The sequence below is a fragment of the Thermomonas sp. XSG genome (assembly GCF_014678725.1).
Classification (GTDB): Bacteria; Pseudomonadota; Gammaproteobacteria; order Xanthomonadales; family Xanthomonadaceae; genus Thermomonas.
Genome location: NZ_CP061497.1, coordinates 2,354,888 through 2,372,360 on the forward strand (window position 1 = coordinate 2,354,888; position 17,473 = coordinate 2,372,360).

The window sequence follows — 17,473 nt, forward strand, 5'->3', positions numbered from 1 at the left end:
TAGAGGGGTGGGTAAAGCGCTCGCCGCAGATCGCCAGAGACCGGATTTCAGAGGCTGGCCGAACCAATTTTCAGGAAGCTACGAATTGCACTATCTCACGCGGTGCTGTTCCGTTGACTTAAAAACCGATTGATCTATAAAGGAATCAGCATGTTGAATCGCCTCACAAATCAGATTTTGCATACGCTTCGCATCCGCGCGGCGGCCTTCGACCTGCGGCCCGGCTTTGGCCGTGAGGGGGATCGTCATGGCTGAGCAACGGGATGCCGTGAACCTGTTCGCCAATACCCCGGAGCGTGCCGAACGGGGGTTCCTGCGGCGGATGCCCGATTTCAGCCGCGACGGCTTCGACATCGACACCGGCCGGATGCACCAGCAGTCGCTGCGGGCATCGTTCGGTGTGTGGGCCGGTGACGAGCTGCGGGGGCTGCCGAACCTGGACGAGGGCGCCGAGGGAGACGAAGACCTCCAGGCGCTCAAGACGGTGCATACGCAGAGCATCGAGACGTTCGCCCAGATGGCCGACACCCTGCGGCAGCTGGGCACCGATCGCAGCGAGGGCATGGACAACCACGCGCGCCTGCGGACGGCGGCCAGGGTGCTCGAACCCAAGCTCGCGCGCCTACGCCAGACAGCCGAGCGCGAGATCGCGCGGGCCGAGGCCGCCATCGCGTCCGAGCAGGGGGAGATCGAGCGGGCTACCCGGGCGGCGGACGCAGGCGAGGCGGTCACGCATGGCGAGATCCGCGCCCACTGGAAGGCCATGCCCGACAGCGAGCGCACTGGGCACCTGCTGGCGCCCAAGCTCGCCCAGCTCGACGCGGACACCCTGCGAGCCCTCGCCAGCGCGCCGGCGTACATGACCGGACTGTCCGAGCAACAGCACGCCAAGGTGCGCGAGGAGGCCGCACGGCGCGTGGCGCCCGCCAAGCTGGCACGGCTGCAGCGGCTTCGCGCTGGCCGTGCGCTCGCCTCGACTGCGGTCGAGACGCTGGAACGCCGGGCGCATCGCCTGGTCGACTTCAACCGCGCCCGCCAGCTGGCAGAGGCTGAGGCGGCGGCGCGAGCCAAGCGCGCCGAGCGCTACGGGGTGACCGAGTGAACCCGCGCAGCCTGGCGTCGCTGGCGCCCCCGCCGAGTTTCCGCCTGCTGGTGAAGCTGCCGGTGCCGGGGCGCGCCGGCGTGGTCGAGATGCGGTTCCGCACCCGCACCCGCACCGAGCTCGCCGAGTTTGCGAAAGAGCTGGCCGGCATGACCGACGAGGCGGCGATTGCCGCGGTAGCCGAGGGTTGGAACCTGGCGGACGAATTCAACGCCGAGAGCATCGCCGCCCTGTGCGAGGCGGTGCCGGGTGCGGGGCACGCGATCGTGCAGGCGTACCTGCGCGAGAGCACCGGAGCGGAGGTGGGATAAGTGGCTGAGAGCATCGCAACGCTGGGGATTCGGGTCACGTCGCAAGGCGTCAAGGATGCCGAGCGCGACCTCAAAGGGCTGGCGCAGGCCGGCGAAGTCGCGGAGAAGCGGGCGAGCACCCTGGGCAAGGCCTGGGGTCTCGCCCTGGGCGGCGCGATCGCTGGTGGCGCCGCCTTGGCGGTGACGGGCCTCAAGAAATGGATCGCTAACGGCATCGAGTCAGAGAAGGTGCAGGCGCAGCTGGCGGCCCGGATCAAGTCGACCGGCGCCGCAGCCGGCCTGGCGGTGCCTCAGCTCAACAAGATGGCGGCAGCTCTGCAAGCGGCCACGACATTCGACGACGAATCGATCGGCCGCGCGCAGGCAACGCTGCTCACCTTCACCAGAGTGGGGCGCCAAAATTTCGAGCGCGCGACCGAGGCCGTGCTCGATATGTCGACCGCGCTCGGCACCGACCTCAACAGTGCGGCGCTGCAGGTAGGCAAGGCGCTCAACGATCCGGTGCAGGGGCTCACGGCACTGAGTCGCGCCGGCGTGCAGTTCAGCGACTCGCAGAAAACCACGATCAAGCAGCTCGTCGAGACCGGGCGCGTAGCGGACGCGCAGAAGATCATCTTGCGCGAGCTCGAGACGCAGATGGGCGGCAGCGCCCGGGCCGCGCGCGACACGCTCGGCGGCGCCCTGGCCGCGCTGCGGAATTCATTCGACAACCTGCTCGAAGGCGACGCTGGCGGTATGCGCGGCGCTCGCGACGCAGTGGAAAACTTCAATCGGGCGCTGAACGATCCGCAGCTCAAGGCTGGCCTCGATTCGGCATTCACCGGCATGCTCAACCTGGCGAGCGGCGCGGTGCAGCTCATCGGCAAGCTCGGAAACGCGGCGTCGGCGTTGCGTGAGTTCTACGGGGCCAGCTCGGGCAAGAGTCTGCAGAGCCTGCAGAACCGGCGCACCGACCTGGAAACCGAGCTGTTCGGCGAGCAGCGCGCCCAGCGCCGCAGTTGGCTCGGGAGCGCTGCGGAGGAAAACGCCCCCCGCGTACGGGCGCTGAAGGCTGAGCTTGCAGAGATTGATCGGCTCATCGAGGCTCGCAAGAAAGCAGCGCGCACGGATTGGGTCGAGGGGCGCGTGGTCAGCAAGCCCGGTACGGGGCGCTGGGCGGACGTGACCAGCGAGGGGCCGATCAAGCCGCCGTCATTGTCGGCGGACACGTCGAAGGCCCCCCGGCGCGGTGCCGCAAGCCGGCGAGCGCTCCCGGACTTCCTCGACCAGGATCGCCGTGACCTTGCGCAGCTGGTCGCCGAGACCGCACGCGCGGACGACATGTTTTCGCAGCTGGCGGCCACGCTCGCCGGCCCGCTGGCAGCGGCCGAATACCAGCACCAGCAGAACCTGCGCGAGATTGACGAGCTCGGGAGGCGGGCCGGTCGAACGGCCGCGGATATCGGCGCGCTCAAGGATGCCGAGGCCGGTCGTTACCGTGCGCAGCGCACCGAGATCGAGGCGATGCTCAACCCCATGCGCAGCCTGCTGGAATCGTACGAGGCAGAGATCGACGCGATGGGGCGCGGCAACGCCGAACGTGCCGTGATGAACGAGCTTCGCCGGCAGGGGATCAGCCTTGCCAGCGCGGAGGCCGTGGCCAATCTGGAGGCGGCCCGCGCCCTGGACGAGATGGCGAGGCGCAAGGCCGAAATCATCGACCTGATGGATGGCTTCCGCCAGTCCGGTGCCGATGCTTTCACGGACTTCGTGACCGGCGCCAAGTCCGCCAAGGACGCATTCCGAGACTTCATGGACTCCATCGCGGAGATGATCACTCGGGCGATTGCCGAGAAGTGGATCTCCAACCTGTTCGGACAGATGGGCACCAGCGGCGCCGGCACCAGCGGGGGCAACCTGCTCGGTTCGCTGCTGGGCGGCCTGTTCGGCGGCGGACGGGCCATCGGCGGGCCGGTGTCCGGCGGGCGTGTCTATCAGGTCAACGAGCGCGGCGCACCCGAGATCTACACCGCTGGCGGCAAGCAGTTCCTGCTGGCCCCGCGCGATGGCCGCGTGACGCCCGCAACGGCTGCGGTGGGCGGGCGCGCGAGCCAGATCAATCAAACCTTCGTGGTCAACGGCACGCCAGACCGCATGACGCGGCAGCAGATGCTGCGTATGGCCGGTTCCGAGACTTCGCGCGCTATTCGGAGAGGATGAGGATGGCAGTCTGCCGCACCTGCCAGCACCCGGACGTCGAGCGAATCAACATGGAGCTCGCGCTCGCACCGAACGTGCATACCGTGGCAGCACGATATGACATCCCCCGGCGGTCGCTGGCGCGACACCGGCGCCAATGCCTCACACAACAGGAAATTGCCCGCATGCGGGGCATGTCACCCTCGCAGCTGGAAGTCGACATCGACGAGCTTGCACGCAAGGGTGGCCAGGATGCCTATATCGGGTTGAGCCGGTTGCTCGAGGAGTGCAAGGTTCAAGCCAAGCGCTGCGACACTATCGGACAGCCCCGCGAAGCGGCGATCTACCGGAAGCTGCAGCTCGACATCTACGACAAGAAATTGAAGATCGCGGCCATGTACCCGGGCCGCAAGACCGTCACGAACAACAACCTCGTGCTCGGCGACGTCGGCATGCTGTTCGACCTGGTCGACGCGACGCTGCGGCCCTTCCCCGAGGCTCGGCGCGCAGTGGCCGATGCATTCGCCAGGCAGGCGCAAATGCCGCCAGTGCTGGAGCATGCGGCTTGAGCGGCAGTGCGGCCCGCATCTTCCGCGCGCAGGCATGGCGCAATGATCCCGTGCTCATGATGCGCGACGCCGGGTTCGATCCAGACCCGCACCAGGTCGAGCTGCTGCGCAACCGCGAGCAGCAGGTGCTGGTGCTCTGGCCGCGCCAGTCCGGCAAATCTCAAACCTGCGCGACGCTGGTCTTGCATGCGGCATGCTTCGATCCGGGCGACATCGTCATCCTCGCCGGCGAGAAACAGCAGCAGGCGCAAGAGGTCTTCGAGAAAGCGTTCGAGATGCACGAGCGTCTGCTCGAGATCGGCGAGCTCCCCAGCGCCACGCGCTCGGGTGACGAGCTCAAGTTCGCCAACAGGTCGCGCATCCTCGCCAAGCCGTCGAGCGTGGAATCGGTGCGCGGCTACGCGGCCAAGCTGGCGCTCATCGACGAGGCGGCATTCACTGGCCCGAACACCCTCGCTAAGGTCATGCCGATGCTTTCGGCGACCAACGGCCGCCTCGTTTGCCCGTCGACGCCGAACGGCGACAGCGGCTGGTGGCGCGACGCATGGAAGGGCGGCGACCCCGCCTGGTCGCGCCTCACCGTCACCATCGATGCGCTGCCGCGCCTCACGCAGGCCGAGATCGCGCGGCAAAAGGCACTGCTCACGCCGAACCAGTTCCGGCAGGAGTTCCTGCTCGAGTTCCTGGACACCGACATGCAGTTCTACCCAACCGAGACCATCGAGCAGTTCATCCGGCACGACGACGTGGAGCCGCTGTTCCCCGACTTGCTCGCAAGGATGGCCGCATGAGCCTGGTCGAGTTCGAACGCGCGTTTTTCGCAGGCGTGGACATCGGCCAGGTGCAAGACAACACGACCGTTGCAATCGTCGAGCGCATCCGGCCGCGCCCGGCCACGGGGTTGCATCACGGCCTGCTCCCGGTGGCGAAGGAAGAGGCCGCGGCCATGCCGACGAAGCTGCAGCTGCGCCACCTGGAGCGCTTGCCCCTTGGCATGGCCTACCCCGACCAGGTCGAAACGCTGCGCGAATTGCTGACCCGGCCGCAGATTCGCGACGTGCAGACATTCCTCGATGCAACCGGCGTCGGTCTTGGCCCCTTCCAGATGCTACGGAAGGCCGGCGTTCGCGACTTGCACGCAATCAAGATCACCGGCTCGGTAGGCGCCGCGAAGGAAGTCCCCGGCGGATGGAACGTCGGCAAGGCTGAGCTCGTCAACGCCGTGCAGATCGAGATGCAGACAGGGCGGCTCGGCACCAGCATGAAGATTCCGCACGTGGGCCAGCTCGTTCACGAGCTGCGCAACTTCCGTGCCCGGCAGAGTCCAAGCGGATCACTGAGCTTCAACGCGCGCGAGGGCCAGCACGACGACCTGGTGCTCGCTGTGGCCTATGCAGTTTTCGGCGCGCTGCGCCCGTCGCCCGTTACCCATCTCGACGTGAGGTTTGCAGCGTGAACCCCCTCAAACGCTTCTGGAACAAGACCATGACCCAAGGTGGCATCACCGAATACACCCATCCCGAGTTCGACAGGTACTCGCCGCTCTGGCGGAAGGTGCGCGACGTGTGCGCCGGCGAGGATCGCGTCAAGGAAGGCAAGACCCTGTACCTGCCGAACCCTTCCGAGGTCAACACCGACGCCAGCCGCTACGCGCGCTACCTGGAGCGCGCTGTTTTCTTCAACGCCACCGGGCGGACGCTGCAGGGATTGGTGGGCATCGCTTTCGGTAACTGGCCCGAGATCAAGGTTACCGACAAGCGCCTGCTCAGCAACCCGGACGGCAGCGGCGTGGGCCTCATCGGGCAAGCTCAATGGATGCTGGCCGAGATCCTACAAACCGGCCGCGGTGGCCTGCTGGCCGATTGGTCGCGAGGCGATGGCATCAAGCGCACGCGTACGATCGCCCAAGCCGAGATCGCTGGATTCCGGCGCTACGTCGCCCCCTACACCGCCGAGAGCATCCTCACGTGGGAGCGCAGCGACGGCCGCCTCAGCCGCGTGGTGCTCAAGGAGCACCACGAGGAACACGTCGGCGGCGAAATCCAGTATCGCCCCCGTTTGCGCGAGCTGCGGCTCGAAGGCGGGCGCTACCGCATCAACTTGTGGGAGCAGGCTGCCGATGGCGGCCAGTTCTACCTGTTCGACACGGTGGAGACGACCCTCGATTTCATCCCCTTCCAGTTCATCGGGGCGGTCAACAACGACGCAACTCCCGACACCCCGCCGCTGCTGGACTTGGCCAATCTCAACCTGGCGCATTACCGCGACAGCGCCGACTACCAGGAAAGCGTCTACCTCATGGGCCAGCCGATGCTGGTCATCTCCGGCGTCACCGACGAGTGGGCCGAGAAGGCCGGCACCATCCGATTCGGAGCACGCTCCGGCCTGCCCCTCCCCCAGGGTGGCGACGCCAAGGTGCTACAGGTCACCGGGAACACGCTGGCCAAGGAGGCGATGGGCGACAAGGAGCGGCTCATGGCGCTGGTCGGCGCCCGGCTGCTGGAGACGGCTGGCGCAAAGACGGCAACGCAGAGCGCCAGCGAGACCCGGGCGGCATATTCCCAGCTCTCCCTGGCCTGCGACAACGTCTCGCAGGCCTATACGCAGGTACTCCAATGGGCGGAAGGCAACACGGCCTCGAGCCTGGACATCGACACCCGCTTCAATGACCTGACCCTCGACGCCAACGCGATCCGCGAGACTGTGGCCGCGTGGCAGGCCGGGCTGGTGCCGCAGTCCGATGCGGTGGCCGTGCTCCAGCGCTTGGGCGTCATCGATCAAGGGAAGACCGCCGAGCAGGTGGCGGGGGAGGTTGAAGCCCAAGGCCCCGGCCTGAACCTGGACGCCGCGGCATGACGCTCGTCGCCGAAGATGGCACCGGACTGGCCGGCGCCGAGAGCTATGCCAGCGTGGCAGCGGCAGATGCCTATTTCGCAGCCCGGGGCAACGATGCCTGGCCCGGGCTCTCGACGCTGGCCAAGGAAGCCGCGCTGCGGCTCGCCACCGACTACATGGGGGCGGTCTATGGGCGGCTCTGGCGCAGCTGCAGGAAGACGGAGACGCAGGCGCTCGACTGGCCGCGCGTCGGGTGGGCCGGCGTCCCGACTGCCATTGAGCGCGCCTGCTGCGAGCTGGCATTCCGCGCCTCGGCCGGGCCGCTCATGGTCGACGAAGGGCCGCAGGTGGCCAGCGAGCAGGTCGGCCCGATCGCGGTGGCCTACTCCGAAGGGGCGCGGCAGAACGTGCGCTATGCCCACGTCTGGGCGCTGCTCGGCCCGTACCTCGACGCCCACCTCATCGTGACGAGGGGCTGAGATGACCAGCCGCCCCGACTTGACCGACCAGGCGGTGCGCCAGCAGGTGCTGCTCGAGCGGGTGAAGGCTGGCGAAGCCGCCCGGATCGACGCTTTCCTGCAGCAGCAGGACCGCCGGCTTCGCGAGATCCTGACGAGGGCCAGCCTGACGGCCGTGCAGCGCGACCGTATTGAAGCGCTGCTGCGGGAGGTCCGGGCCGCGCTGGAAGCGTTGCACCGTGACTACACCCGCGCCCTAACCGCGCGCCTGGATACGCTGGCGGGCACGGTGGCGGACATGGAAGCCCGAGCGCTCGGCGCGGCGCTGGAGGGCGTCGACGTGGCGACCCCGGCCGCACCGGCGCTCCGGGCCGCCGTCACGGCCGCGCCGCTGGCCGTGCGCGGGGCAGGGGGCGGGATGCTGCTCGAGCCCTTCATCGCGGCGTGGACAAGCGCCAGCATCGAGCGCGTCGAGGGCGTCATCCGGCGCGGCTACTTCGAGGGCCGGACAACCGAGCAGATCGTGCGCGACGTGCGCGGCACGAAGGCGGCCAACTATCGCGACGGCATCCTCGAGGTGAACCGGCGCAACGCCCGCACCGTGGTGCATACAGGGCTGCAGCACGTCGCCCACGTCGCCCGCACGGAGACGATGAAGGCCAACGCCGATATCGTGAAGGGCTACCGCTGGGTCTCGACCCTGGACAGCCGCACGAGCGAGCTCTGCCAATCCCTGGATGGCCGCACGTTCGACCTGGGCGAGGGGCCGCTGCCGCCCGCGCACCCGAACTGCCGCTCGACCGTCGTGCCGGTCACGAAGACATTCCGGGAGCTGGGGATCGACGTCGACGAGGTTCCGCCCGGTACCCGCGCCAGCGTCGACGGGCAGGTGCCGGCGTCGCTGACCTATTTCGAGTGGCTCAAGACGCAGCCGGCGAGCTTCGTCGAGGAGGCGCTCGGGCCGACACGCGCTGCCGTGTTCCTCAAGGGCGGGATCTCGTCCGACGACTTCGCCACGCTGCAGCTCGGGCGCAACTTCCAGCCGCTCACGATCGAGGAGATGCGCGAGAAGGCCCCGAAGGTGTTCGAGCGGGCGGGGGTTTAGGCGACCGCAGGCGCGGCTTCCGATTTCCCTTTTTGTGGCGGCTTCGGCTTAGGGCAAACGGAACGCATGCCGTCTATGTGCTCGTTTAGGCTGTCTGGCACATTTCTCCACATGGGATCTAAGACAAAGTCGATTCCTTCTCGCCTGGCGAGCTTCGCAGCCGGCACGAAGTCAGCATCGCCAGCCATGAGAATGATCTGATCGACTTGCTTCTTTAGGGCCAAAGAGGAGATGTCGATTCCGATTCGCATGTCGACACCCTTCTGCCGTGTCGCCGGGACAACCATATCGGGAGTTAGCGAGTCGACAGCAATCTTCCCCTTGAGGATGTCGTTTAGCGTTTCTGCATCTGTAGTCCATGTGACGGCATCACTCAGATGCCCAAGCCTGAGCGCAACTTTGCGCTTTAGCTTCAAGAGTCGATGCAGCGACTTGCGAAATAGCGCCTCGTCGGATTGCGAGAAATCAATGGATTTTTTCGTGATCGGGTTGTGCAGCTTTTTTTCGAGAGGCGGGCAGTCGTAAAAGAAGATTCGATAGAGCTCTCGCCTTTTGCCACCCTGCGAGAGGTGTGCGAGCGCCCATCGAAACGCCTGCTCTGATGCTCGCTCGGCGTTGTACGAATTGTGCGGCTCGATTCTTCGAAACCGTTTGACGAAGTAGCCGCCATCGATCAGGACTGCAGTTGCCATGTTTCCCCCGGACACAAAAAAGCCCCCGGTTCGGCCGACCCTGGATGAGGTGGGTGGCGTAGTAAGGGGGCTGGATGAAATGAATGTTGCGATTAGGCATTGCCTAAGTCAAGCCAGCTTGACTCTGCTGGCAATGGTCTATTAAGGATACAAAAGGTGTGCAAACGTCTGAAATGGCCTTTTCGCGCTTCGCCTTCAACATGCGGCGATAGCCTGAAACCCGCTATTTTGCTTGCGGCGGCGCGAACGGGATGGTGTCCGGCGCCACCGCGCCGCCGCTGATGATGAAGCTCATCGCCTGGTCAACCGTCCAGTCGGTCGGGGTGATCTTCTCCATCGGCACGATCTCGAGGTAGCCCGAGGTCGGATTGGGCGTGGTCGGCACGTACACCGCCGCCAGTTCGCGGCCAGTACCGATTTCGCGCATCACCCGGGTGACGAAGCCGAGCGTTTTCATCTCGTTGTGCGGAAAGTCGATCAGCACCACCCGTTGGGTGCCATCGGGTTTGGTCTGCAGGATGTCCAGCAGCTTGCGCGCGCTGCCATAGATGGTGTTGGCCAACGGGATACGCGCCACCAGGGCCTCGAACCAGCGAAGGAGGCGTTGTCCCACCACCCGCCGCGCCAGCCAGCCGGCCAGCAGGATGAAGCCCACCGTCGCGACCAGCGCGATCGCATTCTGCACCCACGGCTCCACCAGCCAGCCGAACGTGCGCGGATTGCCATCGGCGATGCTGGCGAGGCCAGGTTCGACCAGCGGCTTGCTGAGATCACCCAGCAACACGAACACGAACTTCACCACCACCCAGGTCAGCCACAGCGGCAGCAGGGTGAGCAGGCCGGTCAGGAACAGGCGCTGCAGACGCAGGCCAAGCGAGGGGGCAGCAGACATCCGCGCATTCTACCGGCAGCCGGAACCGGCGGCGTGCCTCAGCGCGTGCGCACCAGCAGGAGGCCGACGTCCGAATAGCCGCGCGCGGCATCCATCGGTTTCGCCTTGCCGTTGACCACGCGTTTGTTGCAGGCGTGGTCGGCGCAGAGCGCCAGCCATCCGCTCAGGGCGGTGGGATGTGCGCGCAGTTCGCCGGCACTCGGCAGGCGGTAGCGCAGCCCGTCCTGGGCGCCAAGCCATGACGCGTACGCCTGGGCGTCGGCGGCGGAAACGCAGGCGACCGGCTTGCGGTCGCTGCCGGTGTTGTTCCACCGCAGCTTGCGGCCGAAGAAGCCCTTGCCACAGTCTGCCGCGACACGACCCGTGGCGTTGGCGAAGCGGGCATAGTCGGCGCGGCTGACGGTCAGGATTTCCGTGCTCGCCGCGCGGGATTCGGCGCCGCCGGCATTGACCGTGACGGGTCTGGTGGAAGCGGGCCCCACCCGCGCCTGCAATGAACGCTGGTGTGCCGCATCGAGGCCCAGCCAGCCGGTATCCGCCAGCAGAGTGGCGGCTTCGCCGCGGGTGGCGGGCCTGGCGAGTAGCGCGGCCAGGCGCCGTTCTAGGGTGGCGCCGAGTCGCTTGCGCAGCAGGGTGATGGAAGCACCGGTGCCTCCGCGCCGTGCATCGAGTTGCTGCGCGCGCTGGAACGCGGCGCGCGCGGCAGCCACGTTGCCTTCCGCCAGTGCGCGTTCGGCCGCATTGCCCAGTGCATCGAACAGTTCCGCGGTCAGGCGCAGGGTGTCGGGGTCGGTCGGGTTGGTCCGCCATGCCGCCTCGATGCTGTCCCAAGCGTTGGCATTGGCGGGCGAAAGCAGCGCGCCGTTGCGCAGCTGCTGCTCGGCATTGGCGACGAAGGCGGCAACGCTGCCGCCGGTTGCCAGCGGGTCGCCCAGCCCGGTCACCGCGCCTTCGGTCGGTGCCGGCAGGTCGATTGCGGCGGGCGCATCCGCGGCCTGGGCGTTGGTCGCCGCGGGTGAGGGCGATTCGCGCAGGGAGAAGTAGGCCATGGCGAGCGCCAGCGCTGCCATGCCGCCGATCCCGGCAAGCAGCCAACGCGACCCGGCCGCCGCGGCTTGCGGTTCCGCCAGTGCCGCGGGCGGGACTTCGACCGCGCCGAAGGCCTTGCCGCTGCGCCGCTCGAGTGCGTCGAGCGCCTGCAGCATGTCGTTGGCGCTGGCGTAGCGCTGGTCAGGTTGCTTAGCCATGGCCTTGTCGATCAGCGGTTGCCAGTGCTTCAGCGCGGCCGGCAGCCGTGGCACCGGTTCCTGCACGTGCTTGAGTGCCATGGTCAGTGCATCGCCGGCGTTGTAGGGCAATTGGCCCACCAGCATTTCCCAGATGAGCACGCCGATGCTGTAGATGTCCGCGCGGCGGTCCACGTCCTGCCCGCGCGCCTGCTCCGGTGGCATGTAGGCGGTGCTGCCGACGGCCAGCCCGGCGCTGGTCAGGCGCGGGTTGCTGCCGCGGCGCAGGGCGATGCCGAAGTCGGCCAGCATCGGCCGGTCGGCGTCGTCGAACAGCACGTTCTCGGCCTTCACGTCGCGGTGCACCACGCCGCGCACGTGCGCGTAGTCCAGCGCGTCCAGCAGGCTGCGCAGGATCGCCGCCACCTTCGGCTGGTCGCCGGCCAGCCGGCGCTGGGCCAGGTGGCCGCGCGAAAGATAGGGCATCGAGTAGAACGGCAGGCCGTCGCCGGTGCGCCCGACCTCGTAGATGCCGACGATGTTGGGATGTTCCAGCCGGGCGATGGTGCGGGCCTCGTTCTCGAAGCGCGCGCGGCTGACCTCGTCGGCCAGTGCGTCGGCCAGCATCACCTTCAGCGCCACCTTGCGATCCAGCGAGGCCTGCTCGGCCAGGTAAACGGTGGACATGCCGCCGTGGCCGATCACCCGCAAGATGCGGTAGCCGTCGATGCTGGGATAGGTCTTGTCGGTCACGTTGCAGTTCGCTTGCCCGGGTGCAGCGCCGAGCATACGACGGGCGTGGTGATGGATGGAACGATCAGCGCGCCGGCTTGCGGCGGACGTACAACTGCTTGCGGGTGCGCGCGACCACCTCGCCGCCGGCATCCACGATGTCGTTGTCGAACCAGCGCAGTACCTTGCCGCCGCCGGCGGCGGCATCGCGCAGCTCCCCGAGCACCGCGTCCTCGAGCACGAAGCTGGCCTGCACCACACCGCGGCCGGGCTTCACGAACTCGATCTCGCCGGCCTTGTCCCAGACGAAGTGGTCACGGCCCAGATGGTGCAGGACCATCAGCATCCAGAATGGATCGGTCATCGCGAACAGGCTGCCGCCGAAGTGGGTGCCCACGTAGTTGCGGTTCCACGGGCGCATCCGCAGCTCCACCCGTGCACGGCGGTAGTCGGCGGACAGGTCGGTGAGGTGGATGCCGGCAAGCAGGTAGGGCGGCCACAGGTTGAGGCCGTGCCGGAACAGGCTGGCGTGCATTGGGATGCAGGTTGCTGGGGGGACGGGGATCATCCCATACGTAGCCGTACTGTTGCGTGTGCGACCGCCCCGCTGCTGGCGCGGGCCTGCGCAAGCGGGGGTCAGACCAGCAGCAGCGCCGACATCTGCCTGCGGTAGCGGCCCACCAGCTCGTCGTCGTCGAGCACGCGGAAGGCGTCGATCAGCGATTTGCGGGCCAGGTCGTCGCCGTACTTGCGATCGCGGCGCAGGATTTCGATGAACTGGGTCAGCCCGGCCTCGGCATCGCCAGCCACCAGCTGGCGCACGCCCAGCAGATGGCGCGCGCGCAGGTCGCCCGGTTCGGCGGCGATCGCGGCTTGCAGCACTTCCGCGGGGGGCGCGTCGACCAGCAGGGCGGCGAAACCCAGCTTGGCGCGTGCCTTGATGGCGCGGTCGTCGGTGGCCAGGTTGGCCGGCAACCGGTCCAGCAGCTGCTCGGCTTCGCTGGCCGAGCCGGTCTGCAGCAGGGCCAGGGCGAGGTCGAGCTTATGTTCTTCCTTGTCCGGCTCGGCTTCCACCGCCTTGCGCAGGCGCACGACTTCCTGGTGCGGATCGAGCGGCGCGGCTTCGGCCGGTGCCGCCTCTTCGGCGGGGGCGTCCGCGGGTTCGATGCCGTGGTGCTTGAGGAATTCGCGCAGCTGGCCTTCCGGCAGCGCGCCGGGGAAACCGTCCACCAGTTGCCCGCCCTTGACCAGCATGACCGTGGGTACCGAGCGGATCTGGAACGCCGCGGCCAGCTCCTGCTGCTTGTCCACGTCGACCTTGGCCAGCACGAAGGCGCCGTGGAAATCTGCGGCCAGCTTCTCCAGAAGCGGGCCCAGCGTCTTGCACGGACCGCACCATTCGGCCCAGAAGTCCACCAGCACGGGGGTTTCCATCGACCGGCGGATCACCTCTTCCTCGAAGTGGGCGGCGGTGGCGTCGAACACGTGCGGGCTGGTGGTCTGGTTCATGGCGTGATCGGTAAGGGACATGGCCCAGTAGATGGCGACGAAGGTGGCAATCGCAAGCCGATGTAAAAAATAGTTGACATCAAAAATGGTCAATGTAATGTCTGCATTACATTTAGTTCGCTGGAGATGACATCAATGCTGCGCTTCTCTCCCCGCTCACGATTTGTCACATGGTTGGCGTTGGCTGGCGTCGGCCTAGCCCTGTTCTTCACCGGCGAATACCGCGACCTGGGGTTGCCTCTGGGCTGGCTGGGCATGTTTCTGTTCGTGGCCGCGGTCTGGTTCTCGGTGGCGCAGCTGCATGCCATTCCGGCGAGCGACGAAGAAGCGCAGGTGGCGCCCGGCGAATGGCAGGCCTGGGTCGGTGTGGCCTTCGCCGGCGCGGTGATCGCCGTCCTCGTGCTCAAGGCGGATCTGTTCCTGCCGCAGCTGCCGATCCACCGGAACCCCGAGATCGGCGCAGCGGGCAAATCGATCGGCACCCTGTTCGTGGCCTGGCTGGTGCTGGCGCAGGTGCTGAAGCAGCGCTGGGCGGGCAGGGTGCAGGCCGATGAGCGCGACGTGCGCATCGCGCTGGTCGCCGGCCAGTGGGCGCGCTACGCCACCGCGTTTGGCGTGGTCGGTATCGCGGTGACGCTGGGCTTTTCCGACACCGGGCACCTGCGCGATTTCAGTTACCCCTTCATCGCCCAGATGCTGATGCTGGCGCTGGTGTGCGGGCTGTGGGTGGAGCAGTTGGTGGCGGCGGCGCTGTATTGGCGCGACCGGAGGGCTTGGGCATGGCGCACGCGATGAAGGCAAACAGGCGGGTTTGGACATGGCTGGCCTACGCGCTGGTGTCTGTGCTGGGCGTGGCGATCATGGTGGTCGGCGCGCGCGAGCGGCAGGCGCACTTGCTGTTCGGTGGTGCGATGTTCCTGCTGATGGCGGCGACCGGCCTGCTGCACATGCGGGCGCTGCGGCCCGGCCGCGACGACAGCGCGCCCTCGCACGCGGAAAAAGCGGCGTGGTCGCAGATCAGCCTGGGCTGGGCCGCGCTGCTGGTGCTGGGCGGCGTGCCGCTGGGTTCGATGCGCGGCAGCCTGGCGGGCTACCTGTTGTTCGGGACCTATGCGCTGCTGGTGGCGTGTTATCCCGGGTTCCGGCGCCGCTTCGTCGAGGAGCATCGCCGCTATCGCGAGGTGGCCGAAGACGAGCGCGACCGGGCGATCCGCGCGCAGGGCGACTACCTATCGAAGCGGTTGCTGGAACTGGCGATGGTCGCGATTGCCGTCGCTTGGGTGGCATGGCCGGCGCCGTTCCGTGCGCTGGACGTGCCGCTGCAGGTGGCGTCCTTGCTGCTACTGCCGATTCTGGCCGCCAACGTGGCGGGTGAGGCGCGGGTGGCGTGGCTGCACTGGCGCGACCGGCAATGAGCGGCACCTCGATCGCCAACGAGATCCGCCGGTTGCGTTTCGATCGCGGTGAAATGACCCAGCAGGCGCTGGCCGACGCCTGCGGCGTGACCCGCCAGACCATCATCGCGCTGGAGGCGGGGCGCTATGCCCCGTCGCTGGAGCTGGGCTTCCGCATCGCCGATGCGCTCGGCGTGCGCATCGAGGATGTCTTTCATTGGAGCAGGCCGGAATGATGAAACCATTGCGCGCAGGACCTGTTTGGGTGGGTGTTGCCATCGGCCTGTTCACGCTCACCTTGCTGCTGGCCCGGCTCGGCCTGCCGGAGTACTCGCATCGCGTCCATCCGATGGCGCTGCGCGGCGCCAGCGGCCTGCCGGGGGCGATGCTGTTCAACGCCGGCGCTTTCCTGCTGCCGGGGATCGCACTGCTGCTGGCCTCGCAGGCGCTGCGGCCTTCGCTGGCCGGGCATGGCTGGGCGGCGCGGATCGGGCTGACGCTGGCGCAGCTGTCGGCGTTGGCGTTCGCCCTGCAGGGCGCGCTGCCGCTGGATGCCAGCGGTCAGGATGAACGGGCGATGCGCCTGCATGCGCTGGCGTGGATGCTGTGGTGGATCGCGTTCGTGCCCGGGGCGCTGCTGCTGGCGGTGCGCGCGCGGCGCGGCGCGGGTTTCGCCGTCGCCTGCCTGTCGGCCGCCGTGCTGGTGCCGCTGCTGGCGGTGCTGGCGCCGGTGGATGCGTGGGTGGGGCTGGCGCAGCGGCTGGCGTTCGCGCTGTGGCTGGGCTGGTGGCTGCTGGCCGCGCTGGCGCTCAGCCGTGTTTCAGTTTCAGCGCCAGGATCGTCGCCGCCAGCACGAAGGTGACCGCGTTCGACGCGATCATCGGCCACGAGCCCAGGAAGATGCCGTAGCCGAACCAGCAGACGATGCCGAAGGTGAACACCACGTACATCCCCAGCGAGATGCCGGAGGTGTCGCGGGTACGGATGGTCTTCACCGCCTGCGGCACGAACGACAGCGTGGTGCAGGTGGCCGCCAGGTAGCCCAGCCACTCCAGGTTCATCGCGCGGGCTCGCGGTGGACGGCGCCGTCCTTCATCACGAAATCCACTTTCAGCACGTTGCCGATGTCCGCCACCGGGTCGCCGGGCAGGGCGATGATGTCGGCGCGCCTGCCGGCTTCCAGTACGCCTTGGTCGTCCACGCCCAGCACTTCGGCGGCGTGGAGGGTGGCGGCCTGCAGCGCGTAGGCGGCGGGAATGCCGGCTTCCACCATGTAGAGGAACTCGCGCGCGTTGTCGCCGTGCGGGCCCACGCCCATGTCGGTGCCGAAGGCGATCTTGACGCCGTTGCGGTACGCCCTGCCGGCGGTGTCCTGGATCAGCGCGCCGATCCGCGCAGCCTTGGGGCGGACCACGTCCGGGAAATAGCCGTCGATCTTGGCCTTGTCGGCGACGAAGCGGCCGGCATAGATGGTGGGCACGTACCAGGTGCCGTGCGCCTTCATCAGCCGCATCACCTCCTCGTCCATGTAGGTTCCATGCTCGATGCTGGTGACTCCGCCGAGGATGGCGCGGGCCATGCCTTCCTTGCCGTGCGCGTGCGCCGCGACCCGGTAGCCGTAGTCCTTGGCGGTATCGACGATCGCCTTCACCTCGTCGACGGTGAACTGCGGCGCGTCGCCTGAGGCCGCGTAGCTGAGCACGCCGCCGGTGGCGGTGATCTTGATGACGTCGCTGCCGTCCTTGTAGCGCTGGCGCACCGCCTGGCGGGCGTCGTCGATGGAGTTGACCACGCCTTCGGTGGGGCCTGGCGGGCCGACCAGGTGCGAGAGCGCATCGTTCCAGCCGTTGGTGGGATCGGCGTGGCCGCCGGTGGTGGCGATGGATTTGCCGGCGGCGAAGATCCGCGGACCCCTCACCAAGCCCTGGTTGATCGCGTCGCGCAGGTGCAGTGCAACTTCGCCACCGAGGTCGCGGACGCTGGTGAAGCCGGCGGACAGGGTTTTTTCGGCATAGCCCACGCTGCGGTAGGCGTAGTCCACCGGGTCCAGGCGGAAGCCTTCGGAATAGCTTTGCGGGCTGGACTGGCTGCCCAGGTGTACGTGCAGGTCGGTGAAGCCGGGCAGGCAGGTGCGGTCGGACAGGTCGATGCCGTCGGCCGCGGCCGGGCTGCGCCCCGGCACCACTTCGGCGATGCGCCCGCCGCGCACCACCACCGTGTGCGGGCCCAGCAGCGCCCCGCTTCGGCTGTCGAACAGCTGGCCGCAGGTGAGCACGGCATCGCCGGTGGTGGCCGCGGACGCAATGGGGGCAATGGCAGCCAGCAGGCTGGCGGCAAGGGCGAGGCTGGTGCGCATGGCGGATCTCCGCGAGAAACGCGGAGTGTGCCATGCGCTGGTCGCAGGTACGGGGCGGTTCTTGGGTCGATGTTGCCGGGGACGGCCCGGTCGTGCCGCCTGCGCCGACGAGCA

At 67.8% G+C, this 17,473-nt stretch carries 20 protein-coding genes; 13 read left to right on the forward strand and 7 right to left on the reverse strand.

The window, feature by feature from the left end; genetic code table 11:
- The first annotated feature begins 247 nt into the window (after positions 1-247).
- The 9 genes from ICG51_RS11145 to ICG51_RS11185 are packed head-to-tail and all read left to right on the forward strand — an operon-like array spanning position 248 to position 8,558.
- On the forward strand, positions 248-1,102 hold the full coding sequence (locus tag ICG51_RS11145; protein WP_190280427.1) for a hypothetical protein: 855 nt from the start codon (positions 248-250) through the stop codon (positions 1,100-1,102).
- Entirely contained in the window at positions 1,099-1,413 is a 315-nt protein-coding gene (locus tag ICG51_RS11150) for a phage tail assembly chaperone (RefSeq protein ID WP_190280428.1), read from the forward strand. The genes ICG51_RS11145 and ICG51_RS11150 overlap by 4 nt, the downstream gene beginning before the upstream one ends.
- Positions 1,414-3,612 (forward strand): phage tail length tape measure family protein, encoded by a 2,199-nt coding sequence (locus ICG51_RS11155; protein ID WP_190280429.1) that lies wholly within the window; start codon positions 1,414-1,416, stop codon positions 3,610-3,612. It begins immediately after the preceding gene.
- A gap of 2 nt (positions 3,613-3,614) precedes the next feature.
- Positions 3,615-4,160, forward strand: coding sequence for a hypothetical protein (locus tag ICG51_RS11160; RefSeq protein WP_190280430.1), 546 nt, complete (start codon positions 3,615-3,617; stop codon positions 4,158-4,160).
- A 56-nt stretch (positions 4,161-4,216) separates the two neighbouring features.
- A complete protein-coding gene (locus tag ICG51_RS11165; protein WP_190280431.1) occupies positions 4,217-4,951 on the forward strand; it encodes a terminase family protein in 735 nt (244 codons plus the stop codon).
- Positions 4,948-5,616, forward strand: coding sequence for a hypothetical protein (locus tag ICG51_RS11170; RefSeq protein WP_190280432.1), 669 nt, complete (start codon positions 4,948-4,950; stop codon positions 5,614-5,616). The genes ICG51_RS11165 and ICG51_RS11170 overlap by 4 nt, the downstream gene beginning before the upstream one ends.
- On the forward strand, positions 5,613-7,016 hold the full coding sequence (locus tag ICG51_RS11175; protein ID WP_190280433.1) for a DUF4055 domain-containing protein: 1,404 nt from the start codon (positions 5,613-5,615) through the stop codon (positions 7,014-7,016). The genes ICG51_RS11170 and ICG51_RS11175 overlap by 4 nt, the downstream gene beginning before the upstream one ends.
- Positions 7,013-7,474: a DnaT-like ssDNA-binding protein gene (locus ICG51_RS11180; protein WP_190280434.1), complete on the forward strand. Its 462-nt coding sequence runs from the start codon at positions 7,013-7,015 to the stop codon at positions 7,472-7,474. The genes ICG51_RS11175 and ICG51_RS11180 overlap by 4 nt, the downstream gene beginning before the upstream one ends.
- Position 7,475: 1 nt before the next feature.
- Positions 7,476-8,558, forward strand: a complete 1,083-nt coding sequence (locus tag ICG51_RS11185; RefSeq protein WP_190280435.1) for a minor capsid protein — start codon at positions 7,476-7,478, stop codon at positions 8,556-8,558.
- Here the strand turns inward: ICG51_RS11185 and ICG51_RS11190 are convergent.
- The 5 genes from ICG51_RS11190 to trxA all read right to left on the reverse strand — a co-directional run bounded on the left by ICG51_RS11190 (position 8,555) and on the right by trxA (position 13,609).
- Entirely contained in the window at positions 8,555-9,250 is a 696-nt protein-coding gene (locus tag ICG51_RS11190; RefSeq protein ID WP_190280436.1) for an NYN domain-containing protein, read from the reverse strand. The two genes, ICG51_RS11185 and ICG51_RS11190, sit on opposite strands and share 4 nt — an antisense overlap.
- Positions 9,251-9,473: 223 nt before the next feature.
- Entirely contained in the window at positions 9,474-10,142 is a 669-nt protein-coding gene (locus ICG51_RS11195; protein ID WP_190280437.1) for a DUF502 domain-containing protein, read from the reverse strand.
- A 38-nt stretch (positions 10,143-10,180) separates the two neighbouring features.
- Entirely contained in the window at positions 10,181-12,121 is a 1,941-nt protein-coding gene (locus ICG51_RS11200) for a bifunctional serine/threonine-protein kinase/formylglycine-generating enzyme family protein (protein ID WP_190280438.1), read from the reverse strand.
- A gap of 64 nt (positions 12,122-12,185) precedes the next feature.
- On the reverse strand, positions 12,186-12,635 hold the full coding sequence (locus ICG51_RS11205) for a DUF4442 domain-containing protein (RefSeq protein WP_190280439.1): 450 nt from the start codon (positions 12,633-12,635) through the stop codon (positions 12,186-12,188).
- Between the two features lie 101 nt (positions 12,636-12,736).
- Positions 12,737-13,609 carry a thioredoxin gene (gene trxA, locus ICG51_RS11210; RefSeq protein WP_190280440.1) on the reverse strand — a complete coding sequence of 291 codons (873 nt, stop codon included), beginning with the start codon at positions 13,607-13,609 and terminating at the stop codon, positions 12,737-12,739.
- Positions 13,610-13,783: 174 nt separating this feature from the next.
- Here trxA and ICG51_RS11215 point away from each other — a divergent pair, with 174 nt between their 5' ends.
- The 4 genes from ICG51_RS11215 to ICG51_RS11230 are packed head-to-tail and all read left to right on the forward strand — an operon-like array spanning position 13,784 to position 15,865.
- Positions 13,784-14,404 carry a hypothetical protein gene (locus ICG51_RS11215; protein ID WP_190280441.1) on the forward strand — a complete coding sequence of 207 codons (621 nt, stop codon included), beginning with the start codon at positions 13,784-13,786 and terminating at the stop codon, positions 14,402-14,404.
- Complete coding sequence (locus ICG51_RS11220) at positions 14,401-15,024, forward strand: hypothetical protein (protein ID WP_190280442.1); 624 nt, start codon at positions 14,401-14,403, stop codon at positions 15,022-15,024. Before ICG51_RS11215 ends, ICG51_RS11220 begins: the two co-directional genes overlap by 4 nt.
- The gene (locus ICG51_RS11225; RefSeq protein WP_190280443.1) at positions 15,021-15,239 is read left to right on the forward strand and encodes a helix-turn-helix transcriptional regulator; all 219 of its coding nucleotides are present in this window, start codon (positions 15,021-15,023) and stop codon (positions 15,237-15,239) included. Before ICG51_RS11220 ends, ICG51_RS11225 begins: the two co-directional genes overlap by 4 nt.
- 29 nt (positions 15,240-15,268) lie before the next feature.
- Complete coding sequence (locus ICG51_RS11230) at positions 15,269-15,865, forward strand: DUF998 domain-containing protein (protein ID WP_190280444.1); 597 nt, start codon at positions 15,269-15,271, stop codon at positions 15,863-15,865.
- On the opposite strand, the gene ICG51_RS11235 is transcribed toward ICG51_RS11230, so the two are convergent.
- Positions 15,813-16,064, reverse strand: coding sequence for a SemiSWEET transporter (locus tag ICG51_RS11235; protein WP_190280445.1), 252 nt, complete (start codon positions 16,062-16,064; stop codon positions 15,813-15,815). The genes ICG51_RS11230 and ICG51_RS11235 overlap by 53 nt on opposite strands.
- A complete protein-coding gene (locus tag ICG51_RS11240; protein WP_190280446.1) occupies positions 16,061-17,359 on the reverse strand; it encodes an amidohydrolase family protein in 1,299 nt (432 codons plus the stop codon). The genes ICG51_RS11235 and ICG51_RS11240 overlap by 4 nt, the downstream gene beginning before the upstream one ends.
- Between the last annotated feature and the right edge of the window lie 114 nt (positions 17,360-17,473).